At 32.8% G+C, this 25,599-nt stretch carries 24 protein-coding genes and 3 tRNA genes; 13 read left to right on the top strand and 14 right to left on the bottom strand.

Features of this window, described 5'->3' with window-relative positions:
* The first annotated feature begins 137 nt into the window (after positions 1–137).
* The 3 genes from KF896_02010 (at position 138) to KF896_02000 (ending at position 4,211) form a co-directional block, all read left to right on the top strand.
* Complete coding sequence (locus KF896_02010) at positions 138–1,364, top strand: hypothetical protein (GenBank protein ID MBX3042466.1); 1,227 nt, start codon at positions 138–140, stop codon at positions 1,362–1,364.
* Between the two features lie 98 nt (positions 1,365–1,462).
* A complete protein-coding gene (locus KF896_02005; protein ID MBX3042465.1) occupies positions 1,463–1,552 on the top strand; it encodes a nucleotidyltransferase domain-containing protein in 90 nt (29 codons plus the stop codon).
* Between the two features lie 475 nt (positions 1,553–2,027).
* Complete coding sequence (locus KF896_02000) at positions 2,028–4,211, top strand: T9SS type A sorting domain-containing protein (protein MBX3042464.1); 2,184 nt, start codon at positions 2,028–2,030, stop codon at positions 4,209–4,211.
* Positions 4,212–4,260: 49 nt separating this feature from the next.
* On the opposite strand, the gene KF896_01995 is transcribed toward KF896_02000, so the two are convergent.
* The 6 genes from KF896_01995 to KF896_01970 form a co-directional block, all read right to left on the bottom strand.
* Positions 4,261–4,710, bottom strand: coding sequence for a hypothetical protein (locus KF896_01995; GenBank protein MBX3042463.1), 450 nt, complete (start codon positions 4,708–4,710; stop codon positions 4,261–4,263).
* Positions 4,711–4,875: 165 nt separating this feature from the next.
* Positions 4,876–6,276 carry a dihydrolipoyl dehydrogenase gene (gene lpdA / locus KF896_01990; protein ID MBX3042462.1) on the bottom strand — a complete coding sequence of 467 codons (1,401 nt, stop codon included), beginning with the start codon at positions 6,274–6,276 and terminating at the stop codon, positions 4,876–4,878.
* 252 nt (positions 6,277–6,528) lie between these two features.
* A tRNA-Met gene (locus KF896_01985) sits at positions 6,529–6,602 on the bottom strand.
* Between the two features lie 85 nt (positions 6,603–6,687).
* Positions 6,688–7,413 carry an FkbM family methyltransferase gene (locus tag KF896_01980; protein ID MBX3042461.1) on the bottom strand — a complete coding sequence of 242 codons (726 nt, stop codon included), beginning with the start codon at positions 7,411–7,413 and terminating at the stop codon, positions 6,688–6,690.
* Between the two features lie 21 nt (positions 7,414–7,434).
* On the bottom strand, positions 7,435–8,043 hold the full coding sequence (locus KF896_01975) for a bifunctional nuclease family protein (GenBank protein ID MBX3042460.1): 609 nt from the start codon (positions 8,041–8,043) through the stop codon (positions 7,435–7,437).
* Between the two features lie 90 nt (positions 8,044–8,133).
* Complete coding sequence (locus KF896_01970) at positions 8,134–11,562, bottom strand: T9SS type A sorting domain-containing protein (GenBank protein ID MBX3042459.1); 3,429 nt, start codon at positions 11,560–11,562, stop codon at positions 8,134–8,136.
* A gap of 123 nt (positions 11,563–11,685) precedes the next feature.
* Between KF896_01970 and lnt the strand changes: the two genes are divergently transcribed.
* The 6 genes from lnt (at position 11,686) to KF896_01940 (ending at position 16,117) form a co-directional block, all read left to right on the top strand.
* Positions 11,686–13,317, top strand: a complete 1,632-nt coding sequence (gene lnt / locus KF896_01965) for an apolipoprotein N-acyltransferase (GenBank protein MBX3042458.1) — start codon at positions 11,686–11,688, stop codon at positions 13,315–13,317.
* 42 nt (positions 13,318–13,359) lie between these two features.
* Positions 13,360–14,115, top strand: coding sequence for an OmpA family protein (locus tag KF896_01960; GenBank protein MBX3042457.1), 756 nt, complete (start codon positions 13,360–13,362; stop codon positions 14,113–14,115).
* 129 nt (positions 14,116–14,244) lie between these two features.
* Positions 14,245–14,664: a flagellar assembly protein FliW gene (gene fliW / locus KF896_01955; protein MBX3042456.1), complete on the top strand. Its 420-nt coding sequence runs from the start codon at positions 14,245–14,247 to the stop codon at positions 14,662–14,664.
* 16 nt (positions 14,665–14,680) lie between these two features.
* Entirely contained in the window at positions 14,681–14,971 is a 291-nt protein-coding gene (gene csrA / locus KF896_01950; protein MBX3042455.1) for a carbon storage regulator CsrA, read from the top strand.
* Between the two features lie 32 nt (positions 14,972–15,003).
* Positions 15,004–15,642, top strand: a complete 639-nt coding sequence (locus KF896_01945; protein ID MBX3042454.1) for a response regulator — start codon at positions 15,004–15,006, stop codon at positions 15,640–15,642.
* A gap of 28 nt (positions 15,643–15,670) precedes the next feature.
* Positions 15,671–16,117, top strand: coding sequence for a hypothetical protein (locus tag KF896_01940; protein MBX3042453.1), 447 nt, complete (start codon positions 15,671–15,673; stop codon positions 16,115–16,117).
* Here the strand turns inward: KF896_01940 and KF896_01935 are convergent.
* The 5 genes from KF896_01935 to KF896_01915 all read right to left on the bottom strand — a co-directional run bounded on the left by KF896_01935 (position 16,107) and on the right by KF896_01915 (position 19,553).
* Positions 16,107–16,472 carry an MmcQ/YjbR family DNA-binding protein gene (locus KF896_01935; GenBank protein MBX3042452.1) on the bottom strand — a complete coding sequence of 122 codons (366 nt, stop codon included), beginning with the start codon at positions 16,470–16,472 and terminating at the stop codon, positions 16,107–16,109. The two genes, KF896_01940 and KF896_01935, sit on opposite strands and share 11 nt — an antisense overlap.
* On the bottom strand, positions 16,462–16,899 hold the full coding sequence (locus KF896_01930) for a hypothetical protein (protein ID MBX3042451.1): 438 nt from the start codon (positions 16,897–16,899) through the stop codon (positions 16,462–16,464). The genes KF896_01935 and KF896_01930 overlap by 11 nt, the downstream gene beginning before the upstream one ends.
* Entirely contained in the window at positions 16,889–18,328 is a 1,440-nt protein-coding gene (locus KF896_01925; GenBank protein MBX3042450.1) for an aldehyde dehydrogenase family protein, read from the bottom strand. The genes KF896_01930 and KF896_01925 overlap by 11 nt, the downstream gene beginning before the upstream one ends.
* A gap of 107 nt (positions 18,329–18,435) precedes the next feature.
* Positions 18,436–19,086 carry a hypothetical protein gene (locus KF896_01920; protein ID MBX3042449.1) on the bottom strand — a complete coding sequence of 217 codons (651 nt, stop codon included), beginning with the start codon at positions 19,084–19,086 and terminating at the stop codon, positions 18,436–18,438.
* Positions 19,053–19,553, bottom strand: coding sequence for an archaeosortase/exosortase family protein (locus KF896_01915; GenBank protein ID MBX3042448.1), 501 nt, complete (start codon positions 19,551–19,553; stop codon positions 19,053–19,055). The genes KF896_01920 and KF896_01915 overlap by 34 nt, the downstream gene beginning before the upstream one ends.
* A gap of 234 nt (positions 19,554–19,787) precedes the next feature.
* On the opposite strand from KF896_01915, the gene KF896_01910 reads away from it, so the two are divergent.
* From KF896_01910 to KF896_01900, 3 genes are all read left to right on the top strand, one after another.
* Positions 19,788–20,207 (top strand): response regulator transcription factor, encoded by a 420-nt coding sequence (locus KF896_01910; protein ID MBX3042447.1) that lies wholly within the window; start codon positions 19,788–19,790, stop codon positions 20,205–20,207.
* 377 nt (positions 20,208–20,584) lie between these two features.
* Complete coding sequence (locus KF896_01905; protein ID MBX3042446.1) at positions 20,585–21,835, top strand: OFA family MFS transporter; 1,251 nt, start codon at positions 20,585–20,587, stop codon at positions 21,833–21,835.
* 150 nt (positions 21,836–21,985) lie between these two features.
* The gene (locus tag KF896_01900; protein MBX3042445.1) at positions 21,986–22,456 is read left to right on the top strand and encodes a hypothetical protein; all 471 of its coding nucleotides are present in this window, start codon (positions 21,986–21,988) and stop codon (positions 22,454–22,456) included.
* Positions 22,457–22,487: 31 nt separating this feature from the next.
* On the opposite strand, the gene KF896_01895 is transcribed toward KF896_01900, so the two are convergent.
* The 3 genes from KF896_01895 to KF896_01885 all read right to left on the bottom strand — a co-directional run bounded on the left by KF896_01895 (position 22,488) and on the right by KF896_01885 (position 24,791).
* Positions 22,488–22,562 (bottom strand) — tRNA-Asp (locus KF896_01895).
* Positions 22,563–22,576: 14 nt separating this feature from the next.
* Positions 22,577–22,649, bottom strand: a tRNA-Ala gene (locus tag KF896_01890).
* Positions 22,650–22,736: 87 nt separating this feature from the next.
* Positions 22,737–24,791 carry a S8 family peptidase gene (locus KF896_01885; GenBank protein ID MBX3042444.1) on the bottom strand — a complete coding sequence of 685 codons (2,055 nt, stop codon included), beginning with the start codon at positions 24,789–24,791 and terminating at the stop codon, positions 22,737–22,739.
* Between the two features lie 72 nt (positions 24,792–24,863).
* On the opposite strand from KF896_01885, the gene KF896_01880 reads away from it, so the two are divergent.
* Complete coding sequence (locus tag KF896_01880) at positions 24,864–25,580, top strand: SDR family oxidoreductase (GenBank protein MBX3042443.1); 717 nt, start codon at positions 24,864–24,866, stop codon at positions 25,578–25,580.
* Positions 25,581–25,599: the final 19 nt, after the last annotated feature.

Genomic DNA, 25,599 nt, shown 5'->3' with positions numbered 1-25,599 from the left:
CAAGTGGAAAATATGTGAGTATGTAATGTTATTATAATTATTATTATTTCATTTTTTGAGCAGTCTAATATAAAGTTAACTGATATTCGTTATTTGGTTTAAAATTAGAAAATATTGTAATAATTTATGAGGGTTTTATGATTTGCAGCAAAAATCTCCTGAAATTCACAATTGCTTTAATAGCATTTGTAGTCTTCATTCCTAACATTTCTTATTCTCAATATGGTGCTCCGTTTCTCAACTTCCCTCCTTCAGCCCGAATAAATGCTATGGGTAATGCCGGAGTAGCTGCAAATATTGACCCAACTTTCTCATTCCTTGTTAATCCGGCTCATGTTGCTTCAGATATTGAAAAAAGTAATATCAATATCGGGATTATGCCCTCGAATGTGAATAGTTATAGTATTTTTGATTATGCTTCATATACTTTGAATATCGGTTACAATTTCAATCCGGACGGAAAATCTTTGCCACTATCAATAGGACTTGGCTACTCAGGTAATGGTGTAGATTTGGGAGAATTTACTCTAACAAGTTCGGACGGTAAAGTTCTCGGGAGATTTTGTTCTTATGAAAGTGCCAATGTATTATCGGTTGGTGCCTTTTTGGATTATGGTGTCCGATTTGGATTGGGTTTGAGCTATAAAAGTATAAGTACAAAATTTAAGGAAATAACAAGCACAACTTCGTTTAATTATAATGCTTCCGCTTTTGATATTGGTGCAATTTGTCAAATTCCAATTTTAAATTCTTCAATTTTTACCAGTACAGACAATTTTATTCTTGATTTGAATTTAGGACTGTCCCTAAACAATATTGGTAATGAAATTTCTTCCTTTGGAGAGGAAGTTGAGCCGTTGCCCAGAACTGCAAGTTTCGGATATGATATCAGTGCAAAATACATAAGAGATTTTTCAGATGTGAAAATTAAAATATTCACTCTTAATTTCTCCGCTGAACTTAGAGACTATTCAGTGGATTATGATTCAATAGGCATTTTTAATTACGTCGCACCGTTTTCTCATTCCAGACCTGTAGAAAACCTGTTAATGCTTAATCCAAATCATCCTGTCGTAGTAAATTACGGACTTTATGCAACGATATTCGAAACTTTTCATATTGCAATCGGGCAAAGTAAAAGCGTTACATATTATCAGGACAATTTTACAGATAATTACGGATATGGTATATCCTTAGACGGACTTATGAAATATCTTAGCAACAAGGTATCAGGTGGTTTTGCGAATTTTATAACTAATCATTTAAGTTTAGGATATAATTACAGCTATTCATCTTACAATAACTATGTTGATTTTTCTTATAATACGATTTATCTTACATTCAAAGGGCTGAATGTTTTTTAATGGTTTCTTACCTTAGAGTTACAATCATGGATTCAGAATTTAATAAAATGAAGCAAAAAGTTGTAACAAATATTACAAAAGAATAATCGCCACAGGAAATTCTTTTGTATGGTTCTTATGCAAAAGGTTCAAATACTGTGGATTCAGATATAGATTTAGCAGTAATATTCAATTCAATCGAGGATTAATATTTTGAAACAGCATCAAATATTTTTCAAATAGCATCAACAATAGATTCAAGGATTGAAACTGTTTTATTGATTAAGACACACGATAAAAGTGGATTCATTGAGCATGTTAAAAATTACGGTATAACACTTTATAAGAATTGAGGAAAATTGCTGATTATAGCAATGAAATTACGAGAATAATCAGAACAATATAATTATTGGTAGAATTTAATACTTCTGACTTTAAACCAATCTTCTTGAAACACACTCCTGCGGATGGATTTGAAATGCAAATTCTTTTCGCTTTGGAGAATAAATAAAACCATATATTTCACGGGTATCAACTGTAAAAAAGGATAATTTACAATTGTTGAGATATTTGTTATAGAGGAGTCATCGAAATTATAATATATTAATAAAATGTCTTTTATTGAGTCATACATATATTCAATTATCAAAATTATATAAGTTATTTAAAAATAGTGTTAGATATATGAAAAAAGCCTTATTAATAAAGATTCTTATTCTCATGAATATTCAATTATCGGCTAATGATATAATCATTTTAAATCATACAAAATCAATCAGAGAATGTGTTGGAAATTCTGTATTAATTTCGGTTTCTGCATATTCTAAATCTGGTAATACTATATCTTTTCAATGGTTTAAAGATTCAAAAATTTTAAATGATGAAATTTCCCCTATATTAGAATTACCCTCCTTGAAGCACAATCAGTCGGGAACATACTATTGTCAAATAACTAATGGCGTGAATGACACAATTCTCACTGACCCGGCAACTATTTATGCTTTATTACCTACTTCAATAACAAAAGAACCTGAAGATGTTAAAGTAGGTTTAGAAAATGAAACCGTAACACTTGAATTTGATGCACATGTTAGTGGTTTGGGAATTGTAGATGCAGTTAGAAATGGAGAATATGTTAAAATTCAATGGTTTAGAGTAGATAATGGTATAAATACTAAATTGCATAATAATGATATTTATGATGGAGTAAATAGCAATATTTTAAGTATAAATACTAATAATCTACAAAAAAATGGATTGTATTTTGCTGAAATTGAGGGCAAATGCAATAAAGAAGAAACAAAAACAGTAAATGTAATTAAAGAAATCAATTTATTAGCTATTTCAATTTCCGGATTTGAAGCTTGCGAAGGAAACTATGAGTCATTAAAATCTTTTATATCTAATCCAAATAACTACAACCTTGAATATCAATGGTATAAAGATGGAAAACCGATTCAAGAAAAAGAAAATTTTAAAGGTATTTTTTCCGATGAACTCAAATTTGAACCAATTTACTATAGCGACACCGGTAAGTATAAATTAAAAGTAACAATCAAAGGAACAAAATTCTCTGAATTTTCAAATGAAGTATTCATAAAAGTAGGCAATGAACCTGTTTTTGTTTGTTTAAGAATGGATACGTTAATTGACGTACATACTCCTGAATACTTTAGTGGCAAAGTTGAAAATTCAATATGGATTAATATTTTTTATAAGTCAAATGCAAAACCAATTTATTTTGAAATTTTTAAAAACGGTCAACTAATTGCTTCAAGACATTCAGACTCCTCTGTATTTAGTTTGGGCAATATTTCTTATCTTGAATGTTTGTTTAACAATAAATTCATCCCAAACAAAAAAGACTCATCAAGTTACTACGTCATTGCATACAATGATTGTGGTATTGCATACTCTGATACAATCAGTTTGATGGCTCAATCATTATGTGACCCATTTAATCAATTTCATAAATTATGCTTGAATGAACCAATTTCAATATTTTTAGACTACCAACCTAAAATCCCATTGAATGAGTTGAAAATAGTCTGGGAGAGCAATAAAGACAGCCATTTTAATTTTGAAACTCCCCATGAAAGTTTGTACTATACTGCGACAAAAGACAGATTAGAATTGACTGACTTAAAATTTTTGGATGAATGGAGGAACAACGCATCTGTTTCATACTTTGATTTAAGGTATCGGGTTCATAGATCGAAAGATGGCATTGGCTTGTTGAACTATGACGAATTTTGCTGTTTTTATCTCAAAATTGCAGATATACCAAATATAAAAATCCAACCAAATGATAAAACATTAATATTTGATAGCCAAGATACTGTTTTTCAAATAACCTTCGATAATGATTTTGATAAAAATATTGAAGTAGAATTGTATTTCTTTACTTCAATATTAAATACACCTAAGTTAATTGATGTAGGGATTCCCCAGATAGGTAAGTTATATAATCATATCAAAAAGGTTAATTATGAAGATGCCGGTTATTATTATGCTGTTTCAAGATATAGCATAACTAATGATTCAATAATTTGCAATGTTACAATTACAGACACAATAAAACTAACTGTAATCCCAAAAGGAATAGTAACAGGAGTTAATGAATTAAATTTCAGATTTTCTATTTTGCCAAATCCTGCAAATGATTACATCTTAATCAATTTAAGCAAGAATAGTATTCAGCCCATTGCTGAAGATAAGGTGCAAGTCTTTGATTTGTTGGGGTTAGAAAAAATATCAGAATTAATTCCTCCTATGACTTCTACCCATTTATTGAATGTAGAGAGGTTGCCGGTTGGTGTTTATTTCATCAGATTAGGCACTCAAGTTGAGAAATTTGTGAAGATATAGCATAAATAACCTTCCGAAGGTTTTATGAATATGATTCAATCAAAAGGAATCATTCGGTTTTTTCAATTTCAATTTCAAAGTCATAAAAAATAATACTTTCTACTTCAAATTGAAATAATGTTCCTGAAAAAGCTTTGGGCATAACAGGATGAACTCTTGCATTATTATATTTATTCTGAGAAGTCTGTTTATACTTGGCTTTGTAAGTTAACCTTTTTTCAAATTGGTTAGTTACATACATATTAGATGTTTTCTTATTACTTGAATTGTTACTAAAAAGTGATAAACCTATTGTATTTGGTGAGTGTTTTTTATTATCCACACGTTTATAACTAATTATCTTGTTATCAACAACTTCGGCATCAATGTAAATTTCTTCACCAGAAAATATTTTTATTGATTTTTCATATATGTATTGATTTTCAACTTTTGATACATTGTATATCTCTTGGGAGACTGTGCACCCCATTAATAAAATAAGGAAAAAGAATTTTTTCATAATCAACTCCTTAAAATGCAGTACATTCATTGTACCAAAAAATATTATTTAAAAGTATTTACAAAATTGTTTTCATAATTTGTGTAATTTAAATAAAAATTTCCTGATTTACAAAAAAAGCCCAACACTTATTTGTATCGGGCTTTGAAAATATTAGAAATTTTTTTAAATATTCACTGCTTCGCCATAGGCTTGTGCTGCAGCTTCCATAACTGCTTCACTCAATGTCGGGTGAGCATGAATAGTTTTGAATATGGTTTCAGCAGTTGCCTCAAGGTTTATTGCCAAGCCCATCTCTGCAATCATTTCGGTTACATCAGGACCAATCATGTGGGCACCCAAAACTTCACCAAATTTTGCATCAAATACTAATTTGACAAAACCCTTAGCTTCGCCGATACCGTGGGCTTTTCCACTTGCAAGGAATGGGAATTTGCCGACTTTTACTTCGTGACCGGCAGCTTTTGCTTTCTCTTCTGTCATACCGACACTCGCAACCTGCGGATTGCAATATGTACAGCCCGGAATTGTATTATAATTAATTCCTTTAGGATGATGTCCGGCAATAAATTCTGCACAAACAACAGCTTCAGCAGATGCTTTATGAGCAAGCCATGGAGCACCGGCAACATCACCGATTGAGTATATACCCTCGACATTTGTACGGCAAAACTCATCAATTTTGATGAATCCTTTTTCCATTTTAATGCCTAAGTCTTCCAAACCGATATTTTCAATATTTGCCTGAATTCCAATTGCATTTAATGCCATATCAGCTTTTAGTACTTCTGTTTTGCCATTGGTTTCGATAGTTACCTCTACTCCATCTTTAACAGCTTTTGCAGATTTAACCATAGATTTGGTTTTAATTTCAATCTTTGATTTTCGGAAATGACGCTCTAATTCTTTAGAAACTTCCACATCTTCGATTGGGAGGATTCTGTCCATATACTCTACGATTGTTACCTGTGCTCCGAAAGCATTGAAAAAATATGCAAATTCAACACCGATAGCACCTGCACCCATTACAATAATAGATTTGGGCAAGGTTGTGCCTAATAATGCCTCTGTACTTGTAATAATTTTCTTGTGGTCAACTTCTATTCCCGGAAAAATACGGGGGCGAGCACCTGTAGCGATAATAATATTTTTAGCAGTGATTGTATCAGTAACTTTTCCATCTTTATCAGTTACTTCGACTGTTTTATCTTTCTTGACTTTTCCCCATCCGACAACTGTTTCAACTTTGTATTTTTTGAATAATGATGTTACACCTTTAGACATTTGCCCTGCAACTTTACGTGAGCGCCCTATTACATCGGGATAATTAACCTTTAAATTATCAAAAGAGAATCCAAACTCATTTGCATGTCCCATAAAATGAGCATACTCAGCACTTTTGAGTAATGCTTTTGTCGGAATACATCCGATATTTAAACAAACTCCGCCAATTTCTGCACGCTCCACACAAATTGCTTTCAATCCTAACTGAGATGCACGGATAGCCGCAACATAACCACCGGGTCCCGAGCCTATAACAACAACATCACATTGATGATTAGCCATTTTATTTCCTTAATTTTCAAACTATTTTTAATACAAAAATATTAAAACGTTACTTTTTATAATAAATTGTTAATTAAGATTAAAAAATTAGTAAAAAAGGTGTGTCCAAATTGTCTAGAAGAAGAGCTTAAATATGCTTTATAATGCTTGAAATTGCTTCAGGGCGTGTGTGAGTAAAAATTCATGAAAATAAAAGATGAATACTATAAAAAAAGGGCTGCGATTGATTTCACAGCCTTTCGTTAATTTGTGTACCGGGAGAGGGATTTGAACCCCCGACACATGGATTATGATTCCATTGCTCTAACCGACTGAGCTACCCCGGCGTTACTTTTTTATTATTGCAACCAAAAAAGAATACAAATATAATTCTTTTTTAATTATTGGGCAAAATATTTTTTAAATAATTCATTATTTCTTTACAAAAATACCATCCAGTTGCATAGCAAAGCCGGTTTTGGGGTCGTTCCATCCTGGTTCGATTGTAGCAATACGATATCCGATTTCATCCATATAGTTAATAATTTCCAAAATTGTTTTCTCCCCCTGATATAGCTCAATAAGCGACATTTCGAGCTGAAATCCGACTATCTGATCAAGCACTTTTCCGGCACCTTGAACCACCTGAAGTTCGAATCCCTGGGTATCAACTTTGACAAAAAAATTATCTTCAGGCTTGCAAATTTCTGCCGCAACTTCATCAAGTCGTTTGATTTCAATTGTTTCGGTTCCAATGTAGTCAGCATCCGGACAAATATCCTGAAGGTTGCTGCCGCTTTTAAGAATTGAAGAGCTTACGGAGTTGGCAGAGATATTTATTTTAGCACTGCTGTTTTCACTACCAAGACCATAATTAAACACAGACCACAAGCCATCACCACTTGATAAATCCTTAAGTTTATCAAAAGCATTTTTTTGCGGCTCGAAGGATAATATTTTACCACGAAATCCATGATGCCTTACAGAATGGCCGTACAAGCCAACATTTGCTCCAACGTCGAAAAGCACATCTACCTCAAGAAAATTTAATATTTTATTTCTTTCCCCGAGATATTTATTCTTTCTCTCAAGATATTTATAAACCGGTCGAGGAAAAGTCTTCTTTAAAGCTAATTTGAAATTTCTTTTTAATGTCATTATTCAGTATTCTTAAGATAATTATTGATTATCTGTGAGTTTTTTTAATTCATCACGAAGTGATGCCGCTTTTTCGTAATTCTCATCTTTAATTGCTTTTTCAAGTTCTAATTGAATATTTTCTAATTTATTTTTAGGCTTCATTCCTGTTCCGGTTTTGGATTCCTGTCTCAAAAACTTCATATCTTCATCCTCAGCAAATTGTTCTCCTGTTTGCGGGTCTTCACCCTGAGGTATCAAGCCGGTTTGATCCAATATGTCGCTCGATACATATATGGGAGCATTGCACCTTACTGCAAGTGCTATTGCATCACTTGGTCTGGCATCGAGTTCAATCCCATGTGTGTCAAATATCAATTTTGCATAAAAAGTACCGTCAACCATGTCATTAATATCAATTTCACTGAGTGTTGCACCAAAACTGTCAATAAAATTTCTCAGAAGATCGTGAGTCATTGGTCTGGGAGGTACTACTCCTTCCATTTCGAGTGCTATTGCTTGTGCTTCGAATGCACCAATAATAATCGGAAGACGGCGGTCACCGTCAACTTCCTTTAAAATCAAAGCATACGCATTGTTACTTGCAGGTGATGCCGATAATCCTAAAACTATAAGTTGTACTTTTTCCATTTCTAACTTTTCAATTTATTTAATTATTTTAATTGTAATATGACTTACTTCTATTGATATTATTTTGATTTTAACGTTAATTATGCTTGATCAGATTTTAACAAATTTTCTAACAGCATTTCCAATTTTAATAAAATAAACACCTTGTGAGTATTTTGATACATCAATTTTTAAATTTGATGAATTTATATTCGTAATATTTTGAATTTCAATTCCGTGTAAATTATAAATTGTAATATTTTGATTTAATATATTGTTAGAACTTTCAAAATTAATTTTCAGAAATTCACCTGTTGGATTTGGAAATACTTTAATATTATTTTGAAATTCATGAGAAATCGAACTTAACTCATTTCCAGATGCAATTTTATAAATGCTCCCTGTAAATGTACTCACCCAGTAGTTGCCGTCTTCTTTATCAATGTCAATTCCTCTTGCATTCATAACCCCTGTGGATTCTACGAGTGGAATGCTCTCATAAACCTGATTATATGGCGAGAATATACTTATTTCGCTTTTAGTTAAGTTCGTATTATTAAAAAAGGTAGAAACCTGATGAATTGTGCCTCCTGAGTAAGTGAAGCACCTCGGACCAAAATCTGCTGTAACAGGATTTTGCAATAAGTATTTTATCTCGAAATCATTATTTAAATTCATCTCGAAGATTCTTTTTTGACCGTCACGCTCACTTATGTATAATTTATTATTATCAAAAGCTAAGCCCATAGGATAAACTGCCGGACTTTGAATTCTCGAAATCAAATTTCCAAGAGTATCAATTATAATTATTTCAGCATCGCTTCCGCTTTCGTCAGACATTTTGTGAAGAAATATTCTATCATCAGTCGAATTCAGAGTTATATCGGTATAGAAACCTGGCACAGGAGAGCTTATTTTTTTTAGTAATTCAAATGTTTTATTGTCATAAAAATACACAATACCGTTGCGATAGTCAACTACTAAAATTCTATTTTTGGTATCACAAACAAGTCCATAACTATTGTACCCAAGTGAATTTTGAAATAAAATTGCTCCCGGATATTTTGGTTTTATTGAAAAAGTTCTTGATATTTTACTTACTCCATTTTTTAATGAAGTGACTTTGAATCTAGCTGAAAAAGTATTAATATCAGGCAGTTTATACTTAATATGATTAGTAAATACTGAATCAGCAACTAAAATCCAGTTTTCGCTCGCGTCATAAGTAAATTCAACTCTTACAGGATATTCAAATCCGAACCATGATAAATCTGCACTTGAGCCACCAATATAGTTTTCTATTCCTGAAGGAGAAACTATCTCAGATTCAGGTATTAGTTGATCCGGAACTTCAATCTCCCAAATTGACCTTCCGTAAGTAGCAGCTCTCAAAGTAAGTTTAGGAAGTAATACTCTATTGTTATGGAATTTCAAGTCCAGAATGGGTGTGCGAGGCAGATTACTTCCGTAAGGCATCCAGTTTTCACCTCCATCTCCGGACATAAATACTCCCACATCTGTACCTGCAAATATAATTGATTCATTTTCCGGATGAAGAAGAATAGAATTAACCGGTACATCCGGTAACATTAAATCTATAGGTCTCCATGAATTACCATAATCCTCCGACTTAAATATATGACGATGCCCATACCCGGAATATGAAACATAAACAATATTTTCATTAAATGATGATGTAGTTATTTCAGTTATGTATTTGCCGGGAAGATTAGATGTATTCAAAGTTTCCCAACTGATTCCTGCATCTGTGGTTCTGATTATATTGCCTACCCTATTTCCTGCATACATAATTCTGCTGTTTAATTTGTTTACTCCTATAGCAGTGAACTGATGATTATATTTTGGTGAAAATTGATAAAAATAATCTCCGTAATTATATGAAACATAAATAGCATTTCTACCTAAATATATATTATGAGTCCTTTCATCAAGAACAAACGGAGAATGCCATGCGCCAATATCATCAGAAGGAAGCCCGTTTCTTAAAAAAGTGAAATTATCATTGCGAATGTTATACCTGAATACATCGCCATAATAAATCTCCCCAAATAAAATATTTTGATCAGAAGGATGAAAAAAGCAATCGAAACCATCTCCACCAACTACCATTTTCCAATTATTTCCCGGATTACCAACTGTACCATGGTCTTGTGTGCCACCGAAATTCTGATTGACTTGTCTTTGGTTTACAGTAAATGCATAAAATTGTGTAATCATCAATCCCTTGTTCATATCCAACCAATTCTGACCGGTATTTGTGGATTTATAAATTCCGCCGTCATTTGCAACATAAACAATATTATTGTTTGAAGGTGCATAAACTGCGTGATGTTGGTCAACATGCATTGTAGAAGGGCTTGTACGATTATTCATTACATCCCAACTTGCACCTCCATTTCTTGTTCTCCATAATTCAATTCCTCCTGCAAGAACAATATCGGGATTATCAGGATGAATAGAAATATAATTATTATAATAACCTTGTGAATTAAAAAATGACTGATTTCCATTTAACACCATAGTCCAGCTTTTACCTTTATTTGTTGACTTAAATACTGCGCCTCGGCTGTCCGCTCTCTCAATCAGGGCATAAAGTATTGATGTATTTTTTGAAAATGCCTGTACTGATACCCGACCGCCAAGCTGAGTCAGACCTTGAGAGCGCTCTAACCAGTTTACTCCACCGTCACTTGAATACATCAGCCCCACAGCATTGACTCCGGCAAATATTTCATTAATATCATTAGGGTTTATACTTAAATCAGTGATATTTCCATCGCATAATTTTTCCCAGGATAATCCTGCATCCGAAGAACGGTAAACTCCACCATTTCTGACGACACCTGCTGCATAAATTATACTTGAGTTCAAAGGGTGGACATATAATTTCGAGAATGCAGCTACCTCAGTGAGCCCAATTTGAAACCAAGAATTGCCGGAGTCGGTAGTTTTATAAATACCATCTCCCAGGTATGGTATGCCACCGCCAATAATCATTTCTCCGGTTGCAGCATACAATATTTCAGGATTGTTGGGATCAATTGAAATCGAACCAAAAGAAGTTGCATCTTCAAAATCGAACATGGGCATCCAGCTTATAGCACCATTTGTACTTTTCCAAATTCCACCGGCAGCTGCACCGATATATAAAATATTCGGGTTTGTCGGATGGACTGCAATTGTTCGGACTCTACCGCCAATATCAAAAGGTCCGATATTTTTCCAATCAGGTTGTGAGGATTGAAGAATATCGAAATATTCTTTGGTAAAATTTTGCATTGACTGAAGTTGTTCATTAGCTCTAATTCTGAAACTTCTATCAACATTTGAAGTATCAAAGCGTCGCTCAAGAAAATCATTATATCTTAAAAGTGGTTTTCCGATTGGACGATATTGCTTAGTTTCATCATCTGAGAATGATAAATTAAAAAATATCAATGATAAAATCAGAACCAATGACAATTTGATATAATTATTATCAGCATTAATAAATTTTATATTATAATTACTTCTTTTCATTTAATTGTTAAACTAATGTTTATTTACTAACAAATTCAGATTAATTATCTAATAGACTTATAAAAAGCTATTTTCTTATAAAAAAAAATCTTACATTTGCTTTTTTAATTTTGAAAATTTGAAATGAAAAATATAAATCCTTTTTTATCGGCTGTTTTAACAGGTGGAATGCTTGCTTTATCATTTCCGCCAATACCATTTTTCTTTCTGTCTTTTCTGGCATTTATCCCTTTATTAATGCAATTTTCGGAGCATGAATATAAAAGAAAATATTTGTTAATTTACATTACTTTCTTTATTTATCATTCAGGTACAAACTGGTGGATAGGAAGCTGGCAGGCTGACAGTGACCCCTACCTTACAGCATCAAGTATAATTCTTGCTTTTGTACACCCATTCTTTTTTATGATTCCCTTTGGCTTATTTTTTATAGTAAAAAAACGAATTTCTCTGAATTGTGCGTTATGGTCTTTTCCATTTTTCTGGACTTTCTTTGAATGGCTTCATAATCTTGGAGAATTTTCATACCCTTGGCTGACGATAGGCAACACTCAGATATTTAATTATTATTGGATTCAATTCATTGATATCACAGGAGTTTGGGGTGCAAGCTTTTTGATTGTTCTTTTCAATGTAATCATAATTCAAATTTTGAGAAATATTGATTTCAATATTTCGATTGATACAATCAGGCAAAGTAAATTTGCACAAAAAATGATTATATCGCTAATTGCAATTATAATTTTACCAATAATTTATGGATTAATTCGGACACAATCTTTCCAACATGAAAAATTAATGATTTCCAATAAAATTGTTTCAGTAGGAATTATTCAGCCTTCAATAAACCCTTGGAGAAAATGGGAAATGAGTGTTGATGAAATGATTAAACAGCATTTTGATATCTGTGATTCATTGATTTTAGCAGGATACAAACCTGATTTGGTGATTTGGAATGAAACTGCAGTCCCTAAATATATAAATGTCAATAATCCATATGACTTAAGATATTTACAGCTTTGGGTGGATAAGAATAATGTTCAGCTCTTTACAGGATTTTCAGAAATTGAATTTTATGATGAAAATACTAAAACAGCTACAGCCAGAAAAGACGACAATCAGGAAGGTGTGTATTACGAGCCTTATAATTCATCAGTACTTATAAAACCAAATTCTGAAGTAGCTCCTGAATCTTATAGAAAAATGAGGCTAACCCCAATGGCTGAGCGTCTCCCCTATGCCGACAAAATAATGTTTATGAAATCATGGTTTGAATGGGGTGTTGGAATTTCTTCATGGGGTATTGGCAAAGAACAGAAAAACCTTAAATTAAATATTGGAGATGATTCTGCTTCATTAGGTCCTATCATTTGTATCGAAAGTATTTATCCTGAATTTGTATCCAATACAAGTCAGAATGGAGCTGAATTTTTAATAATAATTACAAATGATGCTTGGTATGATTATACACCCGGACCTGAACAACATTACTTAATAGCAGCAGTTCGCGCAATCGAGAACCGAAGATATATTGCAAGATGTGCAAATACCGGTGTCTCGGGAGTTATCTCTGCCACAGGAAGGAGTATAAATAAGCTGCCCCAGTACCAACGACTTGGCTTATATGAAGAGTTGCCGTTACTGAAGGAAAAGACAATATATTCAATTTTGGGTGATTGGTTAGGTTTCGCAGTGTTTATTTACACTTTCATAGTAATTACTATTGCTTATACAAGAAAAAAACTTAACTTTTAACAATATTTGACGATAAACAAGATATAAATTAAGGAGTATAAGTTGAAGGAAAACAAAAGGACACAGAACAGAGCGATGCACAATGTAGGCGCTGACAGGTACCTTATCACTTATGCTGATTTGATTACTCTGCTGCTTGGTCTTTTTGTTATACTTTATGCTACCTCACAAGTTGATATGGAGAAATTTAAAGAGTATTCATCAGCATTTTCGGAGTATTTCAAAGCTAAGGATAACATGGTAATTCAGGGAGGTGACGGAGTCCTTGAAGGTCATAAAATGGGAATTCCCGAACCTATTCTTCCGCCCGTAACACAGAAAAGCGTAGCTGAAATAAGCGAGATGACCGAATCGTTGCTTGCAAAATTTATTTCGCGTGGAGATATTGAGTTAATTAAGTCCTCTGACGAAATCAGGATATTATTATCAGAAAAGCTTCTTTTCCGGTCTGCAAGGGCTGAAGTTGGAAATGAAGGTCTCGGAGCTCTTGACTCAATCTCAATTATTCTTAGAGATGCACAACAGCAAATTTTTATTGATGGTCATACTGATACTGATGCAATAAAAACATTTCAATATGAGTCAAATTGGCATTTGTCTGTAGCCAGAGCGACAAATGTTGCTTATAAGTTAATCAGAGACGGAGTTCCTGAATTCAATATGGTAATTCGCGGGTTTGGAGCTCAAAGGCCAATAGCAGATAATACTACAACAGATGGTAAAGCAAGAAACAGACGTGTGGAGATTACTATAAAAGAATTAACTCCCGAATCTCCCAGTGACCAAGGTTATCAATAGATTTTTTTGAAAAAAGTTTTTAAAAATTGAAAATAGCATAATAAATTTTTGTTGTTATAATTTTTTTTATTAATTTTACTTTTTTGTAATAAGCACAGAAACGATAACAATTACAGGATGTAGCTGAATATGAGTTTAAGGCAGAAAGAGAGAGTAATATTTACTCCACACTTTGGAGAAATTACGGTTGGAAAAGAATATATATTTATTTTTCCTGAAGGTATTCTGGGATTTGAAGACCTTAGAGAATTTGTGTTAATCAGCGAAGAGGAATCGGCACCGTTTAAGTGGCTGATTAGTTTAGAACAGCCCGAAATAGGTTTCCCACTTCTATCACCCTGGCTATTAGACCTGGAATATAATCCTGGAAAATCACACGATAAGGAAGAACTTGTGCTATTTGTGATAATTACACTTGAAGATGAAAATCATCAAATGACTGCAAATATGAAAGCCCCGATTATATTAAATTCGAAATCTCAGGATGGTCAGCAGGTAATATTAACTACTGATAAGTATTCTACAAATCATATTATAAGTAAAAAGTAATTTTCGGTAAAAATTTATGCTGGTATTATCAAGGAAGATAGGTGAAATTGTAACAATCGGAAATTCTATTGAAATTTCTGTGTTGAGTTATGACCGTGGTGTTGTAAGGCTTGGTATTAATGCCCCTAAATCAGTACCTGTTCATCGCAAAGAAGTTCATGACAAAATTATTCAATTGAATAAACAAGCAGCTAAAACAGAACTGAAAGCAATTAAAGAAGCTATCAGCATGTCAGCTTATAATTTTATGCAAAGCAATGAAGATGAACTTGGTTTACAAATCAAGAATTTTACTAAAAATGATTAGATTAATTATAATAATTATATATATATATTAATATGGTAGATTACTCAATATTGGTTATTGATGATGATGTCTGGATGCAGAGAATATTGTCCAAGACTATGCAAAGCTATGGTTTTAAGATAACTTATCTTGCTTCAAACGGATTTGATGGAATTGCTTACGCTATCGAATATAAACCCACATTAATCATTATTGATATTTTAATGCCTGAACTTTCAGGACATCAAATAGTTAAAATACTCAAGAAAATCAAACTAACTCAGAATATTCCAATTTTAGTAATTTCAGCAATGAGCGATGTAGAAAATCTTGGATTGGCAGTAAAAAATGGTGTTGCGGGTTTTGTCTCAAAGCCTTTTACAAGAGCCACAATATACGATAAATTACTTGAAATTTTCGGAAAAGAAAAATTAACTATGATTTCGCGAGGGGAAAGAATTGATGGTTTCGAGCAACCAAAAGATTATAGTGTAGTTAAATCAAAAGAACCCGAAACTTTAGATTTATTATTATCAGAATCACCAATCATCAAGAATATCACAGAACATGAAATAGCTCCAAAATCAGAACCTACACCCGTCTCCAAACAAGACCAGCTACTACAGCATTATCAGGAAGACGAAAAACGAAGCATTGAATCTATCCGTAAAATGTTACTTAAGAAGAAGTAAATCATTAATAATGAATAAAGTTATTTCAATAATATTTATAGTCCTGTCATTTCAGAATACTGAATTATTTGGTCAGACGGCCAATCCAAATTATGACTCCACTCTGGCGAAGCAATTGAAAGCAGATGATTACGGAATGAAAAGCTACTTTTTTGTAATTTTGAAAACCGGAACGAATAAAACTGATGACAAAAAATTTATTGACAGTTGTTTCAGAGGTCATCTTAATAATATTAATAAACTGGTTCTGGAAAAGAAACTGATAGTTGCCGGACCACTTGGTAAAAATGATAATTCTTACAGAGGAATCTTTATTTTTGATTTAGAAAATTTGAGCGAAGTTGAATCTTCTCTGAAAGATGACCCTGCAATCTCGAATAAATTACTTGATGCCGATATTTATAAATGGTACGGCTCTGCAGCCCTTCCTGAATATTTAAAATCATCGGACAGTATCTGGAAAGTTAAACCATAGTTGTAAATAGATCATCTATATCTTTCTGCAATTTTTTTGTTAGTTTCTGCTTGATCAAATTGTAAGCCTGCAAGATGAATTCTTCTTTGTCCGAAATTTTCAAATTCCCAATATCAAGAATTTTAATCCACTTATTTTTTGCAAAATATGGTGCTTGAATAAAATTAGGATTTTCGGATAACTCCTCAAAAACATCATCCGGAACCTTAAAAGAAGCTCCGCACGGAACTTCATCAAGACTGACAACAAAGAATAATTTCCCTGCAACTGAATAGCAAAGCACATTATCCCATTTTACATCCTCAGTAACCAATGGAAGTGACAGGCAATACCTACTAATTTCTTCAAGTGTCATACTTGTTATGGCTATATAATACAACTTTTTTAAAATTTTTATTGAGCATAAGCATAGAATCATTCAATTCTTCATCATAGCTTCTTCTTTTGTCGTCAAGACCGGTATCAAGATATATTTTTTGAACCAGTTTAAATAATTGACTCATAAATCTTCCACTTTTTCCATATTTTGCATCATATATTGAGTCTATACTTTGTTTTCTGTTGAATACAAAATAGCGGCAATCATCTATTGCTTTTTTATCGTCAATATATCTGCTCTTGATGATTTTTGTAATTGCTTCTTCATGAATAACGCCTTTTGAGATATAAAAGTAATATTCATCTGCAACACTTAGTAGTAATTTATTTAGTTTACTTCCAAATAATTTTATTAAAGAAATCTTGTAACTACTTACAATTTTGAAGACAAAATCAGGCATCATAATCATGCATCCTAATAACAATTAATTTTTCTTCAGTTACATCATCAATTGAATATTTAATACCTCCAACTCTGAAACCGGATTCTTTAGCACCGCCAAAAGGCATCCAATCCACTCTGAAAGCAGTTGAATCATTAATAATCACAGCTTTTGAATCAATTTTCTTTGCAAATTTCAATGCTGCATCAATATTTTTAGTATAAATAGCATTCTGGAACGAAAATGGAGTTTTATTACAGACAGAAATAACATCATCAAGTTTATTATAAGTATTTATGTTAATAACAGGACCGAAAACTTCGTTGTTCATCAATTTCATATCATAATTTGTGTTTATCATAATTGTTGGCTCGATGCAGGTTTCAGAAATAGCTTTACCACCTGCCACAATTACTGCACCCATTTGAGTAGCTTCTTCAATCTGGCTGAGAATTCTATTATGTTCCCAAGAATTAATAATAGGTCCTACATCAGTTTTTATATCAAGCGGATTACCTGTCACTAAATTAAGTGTTTTATATTTAATAAGTTCCAGAAACTTATCAAAAATATCGTTTTTAACAAAAATATTTTGGGTAGAAACACAAACTTGTCCAGCGTGATAAAAACCACCCTTTACTATACTTGTCGAAGCAAATTCCAGGTCTGCACTGTCATCAACTACAGCAACAGCAGTTCCACCGTGTTCGAGTCCGTAACCGGTTCCCGGAGCTACAAGCTTTGGAATATTCCAACCAACTTCGGCAGAGCCAATAAATGAGACAAATTTGATTCTTGTATCTCCAATTATATTTTCAGTATCTTTTCCTGAAATTGGAATGACATTAATAACTCTGCTATCCAGACCTGCATTTTCAAAATATGAGCAAATCTTCAGACATGACAAAGGAGTTTGTGATGCAGGTTTTACCAGAACACTGTTACCAGCTGCAAAAGAAGTAGCGACCTGATGACATATTAAATTAACAGGGTGATTGAATGCTGAAATAGCAAGCACAACACCCATGCCTTGCTTAATAGTAAATGCTATGTGATTTTCACTTCCTGCAGCTCTGTCCATTGAAATTTGATCACCATTCAGGTTCAAAGCGTAATCACCGGACATTTTAACTGTATTTACAGCCCGTGTTACCTCGATAAGTGCGTCCTTAAGAGGTTTTCCACCTTCAACTGCAATTATTTCAGCAAGAAGCTGCTTTTCATTACTGATTTGTTCTGATACTTTGTAAAGAATTTCAGCTCGCCTCCAGGCAGGCATATTTTTCATAATTTCTCTAAAAGAATATTCTGCATTGTTTAAGGCTATTGCAACAGCATTTGCATCTGGAATTTCAACTTCACCTACCTTTTCGAAATTATATGGGCTTAAAATATCCCTATAATTAGCGGTCGCTTTAGCTCCTGATATTTGAAGACTAAATTTCAACATAGTATCTCCGATTTTTATTCATAATAATATACGAAAATATGAAAAAAAACTTAATTGGATGCATAATGAAATCAAATCCAGATTATTTGTATCAAAAAAATTTGCATTTACTTTATATCAATTTTTGAAATAATGTTGCTAAAAGCAAGCCAAATAATTGCCACAAGAATATAATTGATTCCGGTACCAACAGATTTAATCAGCTTGTTGTAATAATAAACCATTCCACCGATTATACCGCTTAAATCAGCAATTTGGTATTCAGGGTAGCTGTAATTATCAAAAAGGAGTGCGGCTATTTTGAGCATTAAATATAATTCGATAATAGAAAATCCAATAAATGTTCGGATTAGCTTTCTTTTCAAATCAATTGGGGTTGCTGAAAAAAGTGCTAATAAAAAAATTAGTGGAATATAAGCTTCATTAAACAAATCAATTGTATTGGCTTTCTGAGTTATTGAGCCATCCGGATTGGGCTTTTGGTAATAAGCAGTATATAATACCATCTTATCTGATTCATTAGGAAAATCAAATTTGGCTTGTCTGCCGCTTCCAAATTTATTGTTTACATTACTTTCTACCAATGACTTGGAAAGTGCGGTTACAATGCTGTAATGCACTGATTTTACAGCATAGAATGCACCAAAATACAGAGTAAAAGCTAAAATGAACATTATAAAAAAATAATGTATTGGCTTTTTCTCTTTAGTTTCATTAATGAAATTTATGATTTTATATCGGCTGATTTTTTTATCCATAATATCCAGAAAAGCAAAGCAACAATAATAAAAATTATCGGAAAAATTGTCGTGTGAAATAGGTCAAAAGATGAAGGCAAGACATTGCCAATTAAATAAAGTAGTGCAATTCGCAATATATTGAGAAAATATAGAGATGCAAGTCCAATTGAAAGTCCGGACAATTTAGATTTTATACTGGCTGAGTATGCCAGAACACCGGCTGTAAAGACTGCCATTGGTTCGGAACCTTCACATCCGAATGATAGAATAATATTGAATGACTTTCCTTGGATTACCTGCTCAGAGACCTTGACCGAACTGTCAAATATACCAATAAACAAACTGCTTATATAGCTTGTGAAATTAATATAGGCTTTAAATGCAGCATTATCATCCAAACTTATGAATACATAATATAATGCAATAAAACCAATATATATGCCGAAGAATTTAACTAATCGTAATATTTTATCTTTGTTTTTCAAATTGAATTAGAAAAGATTTGAACATAATATTTTTAAAAGTAAGTGTTTTTTATTGAAATAAAAAATATTATTTTCATATTGTACTCTAATTTTTATTTTTTAAAACTTAGAAATTACGTATAACTACGTAGATGAAATTACGTATATACTACTCTATAAAAAGTGATTTTCAAATTTTAATACTCAGAAAATTATTGTATTTTTGAATTTACTTTAATTATCATATTTCAAAAGATGGAAAAAGATAACTCAAATACATTTACAGTCGTCTTAATTGATGATAGTCCACTTACTCATTTGATTGTTGAAAAAGCATTGGATGAGATTGATTTTGCTGTTTTACTGGCTCATATTTACAATGGTGAAGAATTTGTCGAACTGGTAAAGCGCACTCACCCGGACTTGGCAATTCTTGATATTGAAATGACAGGAATTGATGGATTTACAGCTATGGACTCGGCACGTCGTTTCCACCCGGATTTGAAAGTAATCTTTTTGAGCCAATATAATACTCAAGGCTTTATAACCGCTGCTCGTAAAGCAAATGCCAATGGTTTCCTTGTAAAGATGCCATCTGTCGAAACTTTGAAAGATGCCCTCATAAGAGTGATGAAAGGTGAATTTGTTGAGTATTCATCAATTGAACAAGTATAATGAATTTTCTTAATCATTGCTTATGATTGATTCATGATAAAAATAGATTCTTCTAATTTTCATTCCGATGGATTATTTTACAGATTTAACAACAAATTTTTAGATATCAAACAAGCTCTTTCCAAAAAATGATTAATTTATTCTGATTTATTTTAAAAAGAGTTTTTTTAATCAAAATTAAAAAATATTCAGAAACACTTATTGAAGTGAGAAAATATTCTGTATTTTTGTATTATAATAATCACATTATGAAAATTAGTTTTATTAAATACTGATTTTATGCGATTATATGGCTTATTTATAAATAAGGAATAATATTATTTTATAAAAAAATCAAAATTCCTTAAAAATATTTTTAGAACAAAAATAATGATAAAATGAGTTTAACAGATTCAAAAAACAAAGGATGGTTTGTAACATCTATTGGTCTTTTAATTAATTTGGCTTTGGGTATCCTGTATGCATGGAGTGTATTAAAAGAATCTATTCTTCAGTCAATCAATTCAGGTGACTTAAGTGGCTTTAAATGCGACATGGCATCGCTTAACGACCCTTATGCAGTATGTATTTTAGCATTTGCTTTTTCTATGACCTTTGCCGGAAAACTGCAGGATAAAAGAGGACCTTCTTTCACAGCTAAAATTGGCGGGCTTCTTGTTGGGACAGGATTCATTTTATCATCTTTGTCAACAAATTATTATCTCTGGATTATTGGTTTTGGAATTATGGGCGGTACAGGAATTGGGTTTGGATATTCAGCCACAACTCCTGCGGCGCTAAAATGGTTTTCATCAGCAAAAACGGGTTTAATTGCGGGTATTGTGGTATCAGGTTTTGGACTTGCTCCAGTTTTTATTGCTCCTTTAGCATCTTTCCTAGTAGGTGGTTTTGGACTTCAGAGTACTATGATGATTTTCGGAATTGTCTTTCTGATTTTTATAAGCGGCTTAGCATTTTTCCTTAAAAACCCGCCTATCGGTTATATTCCTAAAGAAGCAGTCAAGAGCAATAATGCTCAAAATCAACCCAAGAATCAAGTAGAATATGATTCGATTGCAATGCTGAAGACATTGAGATTCTATTTGATGTGGGTGATATTCTTTATTGGTTCCGGAGCCGGTTTGATGGTCATTGGAAGCATATCCGGTATTGCGAAAGCGAGCATGGGAGAATCTGCTTTCATCGCAGTAGCTATAATGGCTATTGGCAATGCTTTAGGAAGAGTAGTTGCAGGTGTAGTGTCTGATAAAATGGCAAAATCCTCCACTTTATTTATAATATTAGTTTCACAAAGTGGATTAATGTTTCTATGTTATTTCATTATGGATACCAGTCCATCAGCATCAATCATTGTTTTGATTGCTACATTAATCGGTTTTAATTACGGAGCAAATTTATCATTATTTCCGTCCTTTACCAAAGGTTTCTGGGGAATGAAAAATTTCGGAATGAATTATGGTATTTTGATGTCTGCCTGGGGATTGGGAGGATTTGTTTTTAGCAGATTAGCTCAATCACTATTTGCAAGCACAGGAAGTAACAATACCTCATTTCTGATTGCTGGTTGCTGTCTTGGATTGTGTTTGTACCTAACAGTTGTTTTACTTGAAATTAAGAGTATGAACTAAGCTCTTGGGCAGGAAGCTAACAAATTATATGAGATAAATGTAAAGTTTTGTTTAAATTTAATCAATATTTTTCATTTATCTCATTTTTTCCCTATTTTTGTAAAATCATTTACTAATCTTCCATGCTTTCTATGAAAAATAATCATATATATGAAAAATAATCATATATATTTCAAAGCAAAAGTTTTGAAAGATGATAAATTTAGTTTTAAAGATGTCCGATATTTCTTCATAACTTTTTATATCATCACAATTTGTATATTAGTATTAAAATATGACATAAACAGCAATCTTGGTTATTCTAAATTCACAATAACAAAATCACACCAACGAATTCAACACTCTGAAAGCAGAGTTGGCTCGAGCTACTATCAGATTGAACACTGCAAAATCCGTTATAGAATTGATGATAAAATATACACAAAAGGTTACGATTGCTTTCTCTTGATGGATTCATACGGCTTATTAACCTATTACAAACGATTGCCGTCAATAACATGGCTAGGACATCAGGATAGTATTAACTTTTTATGGGCAATTTTGCCAAGCGCCTCCCTAAGCGGACTTTTTATAATAATCAGTTTGCGTTTTCATTTAAGTAAAAAGAGGAATAAAAAATAAAAAACCCCTTACAAATTTATAAGGGGTTTTGCGGAGCTGACGAGACTCGAACTCGCGGCCTCCTGCGTGACAGGCAGGCGCTCTAACCAAACTGAGCTACAGCTCCATATATTTCAATTGTGGACCCAAGGAGGATCGAACTCCTGACCTCTTGAATGCCATTCAAGCGCTCTCCCAGCTGAGCTATGGGCCCCTTACTGGTTTTTTCAGAATCGTCCCGCTTGGGAGATACAAAAGTAAGAATATTTTTATTTCTGTGCAAGAAATATTTTTTAAAATGTTAATAAATTATAAATTTTATAGTTTCATTTCTTCCGGAAGAAATTACTCGGATTGTGTAAATTCCTGATAATAAATCATTTGTCGGAATTTCAGTTTCTATGATGCCTATGCCCGGATTATCAATAATTTTCTTAAATATTTCCTTACCAAGCAAATCATTTGCATATACTCTCACCTCGCTGTTGCTGTCGGAATAAGTAATTAGATTAATACTTCGTGAAAACCTTGGAATTATTGAAGGATAAACAAAGCTTCCGGCAGTCTCTACGTATCTGATCCTATCATTATGTAAAGTTAAACCAAAAGGTACAATATCAAGGTTTTCAGGAGAAATCGGAAACAAACTGTCTTCGTAAATGGGCATTCTTCTACTCTTACTTTCTGATTTTGCCGTGATATATGCGTATGCATTTTTCATTTTGAAAGAATTAATCGGTAGCTCTGCAAAGAAGTAATTATCACCCCCGTAAATCATTCTGAATTCATCAAAAAAGCCTGAGCCGTAAAACTGTACAAATAAACTCACTTCACTAATTGGCTCAATATATTTCACTTTTGCAAGCACCCTTCTAAAATGATGTATGCTGTATATAACAGGAGGTGAAATATAGATACCATAATTAGTTACAGCTCTGTAGATATCCGGTATTCCATAACCTGTGACATTGTTTTGTTCTGGATAATTATCAGCACTTTTAAATAAAATATCCTTCAATTCATAAGGTTTGATTTCTGGAAAAGCAGAGATTATAAGAGCCGCAGCACCGGAAATCACAGGGGAAGACAGCGATGTACCACCACTTATAAAAAGCGATTCATCATTATTTGGATTTACAACAAGCACTCCACCACCTTGTGCTGACAAGTGTGGTCTTTTACGCTGCAAAGCATCACCACCCCGTGAACTAAACCTCGAAACATTCTTATCAAAATTTACAGAACCAACAGCAAGAACACTATCGGCATCAGCGGGTGTATTGATTGTCTCTGTCCCGGGTCCGTTATTTCCTGCAGCTACAATAAACAGAACTCCCCTCTCGGCTGCTTTATTTACAGCTCGTGAAGTTATAGCTTTATTACCTGTTAGATCATCAAATATATATGATGTCTGCAGACTATCAAAATTAAAATAACCCAGAGATGCATTTATAACATCAACTCCCAACGCTTCGAGCCACTCTACCCCTTCATAAAACCAATCTTCCTCAATTTTTCGCTCATAATGCAAATTTTCAGTTTTTGCAAGTGCAACTGAGGCTTCTGGTGCTGCTCCGAGGTAAAACTCAGGTTTGTTGGCAACTGCGATTGATAGCACTTGAGTGCCATGATGGTCCTGCTGTGGATGGTCGAATTGTTGATTTGAAGTTTTGCTATCACGATATATGAAGTCATACTCATCTAAAATCTGAAGATTTCTCAAAACGCTCAGTGAATCAGGTCTGAAGCCGGAATCCAGAAATCCTATCAAAGCACCTTTGCCTGAAATACCCAAAGAATGAACTTCAGGGATACGAATCATTGCCATTACATTTTGAATTGCTCCGTATTTATTTATGGTTGTGTCTTCAGCTGTTATACTGATTTTGCTCAAGAGGCTTTCTTTTTGATGTAATTTTAAAGTTTTTGGAGATTCATAGTTAAGAAGTTTGAATTCAGATGAAGTAGTTTGGTAATATTTAATAAAATCAAGATTGTTAAGATTTTTTACATCTGATTCATTTTTAAAATATGCTACACAGTAATTTTCCCATTTAACAACTGCGAGAATCTTTCCGCCGGCATTTTCTATTTCATTCAGATATAATTTGCTGACCGGTGCATCTTCGATTGAAATAATATTGCTTTCATTTCTTGTCTTTAGTCTGCGCTGCAAAGCTCTTTCGGAAATGCCCTGAAGTGTTTCATTATATAAGTTACTTCCAGGTTCAAATACATCGCTTCCTTTATTTTTAAAAAATATTCTGTATGTATCTCCCTGACAGAAAATATCAGGAGTATTCACTGCAAATAAAAGCAAAATCAATGTAAAACGTAATATTATAAATATTTTCATATATATTTTTAACTTTTTTCAAAAGTAAACGTTTAAAAAGTATAATTTAAGACTTTTTTTTCAAATAAAAAAATGGCATCAATTTTAATTACAGGAAGCGGCAGAAGATTAGGCAGAGGGCTTGCATTAAATTACGCTCTCAAAGGCTGGAATGTTATACTTCATTATAATAATTCCAATGAAATCGCCTATCACACTTTAAAAGAAATAAAGAGTATAGGTGTTAATGCTACGATTTTTCAAGCTGATGTAAAAAATTTCGATGATTTTAAAGCCGGTTTTGAAAGAATATTAAATGATATTGAATATCCTGAAGTATTAGTGAATAATGCAGCTATTTATCCTTCATCCCGCAATTTATCAAATACTGACGAGTGGCTCTGGGACGAGGTAATGAACACAAATTTGAAAGCTTATTTTCTAATTTCCAAATTATTTAGCGAGAAAGCCAAAACCGGCTCACGAGTCATAAATATTGCTTCACTTGGAGCATTTCAAATTTGGAAGGGTCGCATTCCGTACAATGTATCAAAAGCAGGAGTTATTCAACTTACGAAGGCACTTGCTAAAGACCTGGCGCCAAAAATTTCTGTAAATTCAGTATCACCGGGAAGCATTGATATTGAAAATGAAGCTCCAACGGACGGACTTGCCCTAAAAGTTGAAAATATTCCAATGAAAAGATACGGTAATATAAAAGATGTTTTTGATGCAGTTTATTTTTTTTCGACGGCATCAAGTTATATAACAGGTCAGAACATAAATGTTGATGGTGGTTACTATCTATAATAATTTAACATAAAGGAAT

It is taken from the genome of Ignavibacteriota bacterium, from assembly GCA_019637995.1.
Lineage (GTDB): Bacteria > Bacteroidota > Ignavibacteria > Kapaibacteriales > UBA2268 > JANJTB01.
This window is presented reverse-complemented; position numbering and strand designations above follow the sequence as displayed.

Bases quoted from the DNA above. Each gene is read 5' to 3' on its own strand.
- KF896_01910 (MBX3042447.1), top strand. From the start codon at position 19,788: ATGGAAAAAGATAACTCAAATACATTTACAGTCGTCTTAATTGATGAT.
- KF896_01970 (MBX3042459.1), bottom strand. From the start codon at position 11,562: ATGAAAAGAAGTAATTATAATATAAAATTTATTAATGCTGATAATAAT.
- KF896_01995 (MBX3042463.1), bottom strand. From the start codon at position 4,710: ATGAAAAAATTCTTTTTCCTTATTTTATTAATGGGGTGCACAGTCTCC.
- lnt (MBX3042458.1), top strand. From the start codon at position 11,686: ATGAAAAATATAAATCCTTTTTTATCGGCTGTTTTAACAGGTGGAATG.
- KF896_02000 (MBX3042464.1), top strand. From the start codon at position 2,028: ATGAAAAAAGCCTTATTAATAAAGATTCTTATTCTCATGAATATTCAA.
- KF896_01905 (MBX3042446.1), top strand. From the start codon at position 20,585: ATGAGTTTAACAGATTCAAAAAACAAAGGATGGTTTGTAACATCTATT.
- KF896_01885 (MBX3042444.1), bottom strand. From the start codon at position 24,791: ATGAAAATATTTATAATATTACGTTTTACATTGATTTTGCTTTTATTT.
- KF896_01945 (MBX3042454.1), top strand. From the start codon at position 15,004: ATGGTAGATTACTCAATATTGGTTATTGATGATGATGTCTGGATGCAG.
- KF896_01975 (MBX3042460.1), bottom strand. From the start codon at position 8,043: ATGGAAAAAGTACAACTTATAGTTTTAGGATTATCGGCATCACCTGCA.
- KF896_01930 (MBX3042451.1), bottom strand. From the start codon at position 16,899: ATGATGCCTGATTTTGTCTTCAAAATTGTAAGTAGTTACAAGATTTCT.
- fliW (MBX3042456.1), top strand. From the start codon at position 14,245: ATGAGTTTAAGGCAGAAAGAGAGAGTAATATTTACTCCACACTTTGGA.
- KF896_01880 (MBX3042443.1), top strand. From the start codon at position 24,864: ATGGCATCAATTTTAATTACAGGAAGCGGCAGAAGATTAGGCAGAGGG.
- KF896_01925 (MBX3042450.1), bottom strand. From the start codon at position 18,328: ATGTTGAAATTTAGTCTTCAAATATCAGGAGCTAAAGCGACCGCTAAT.
- KF896_01980 (MBX3042461.1), bottom strand. From the start codon at position 7,413: ATGACATTAAAAAGAAATTTCAAATTAGCTTTAAAGAAGACTTTTCCT.
- KF896_01920 (MBX3042449.1), bottom strand. From the start codon at position 19,086: ATGGATAAAAAAATCAGCCGATATAAAATCATAAATTTCATTAATGAA.
- KF896_01935 (MBX3042452.1), bottom strand. From the start codon at position 16,472: ATGACACTTGAAGAAATTAGTAGGTATTGCCTGTCACTTCCATTGGTT.
- KF896_02010 (MBX3042466.1), top strand. From the start codon at position 138: ATGATTTGCAGCAAAAATCTCCTGAAATTCACAATTGCTTTAATAGCA.
- lpdA (MBX3042462.1), bottom strand. From the start codon at position 6,276: ATGGCTAATCATCAATGTGATGTTGTTGTTATAGGCTCGGGACCCGGT.
- KF896_01900 (MBX3042445.1), top strand. From the start codon at position 21,986: ATGAAAAATAATCATATATATTTCAAAGCAAAAGTTTTGAAAGATGAT.
- csrA (MBX3042455.1), top strand. From the start codon at position 14,681: ATGCTGGTATTATCAAGGAAGATAGGTGAAATTGTAACAATCGGAAAT.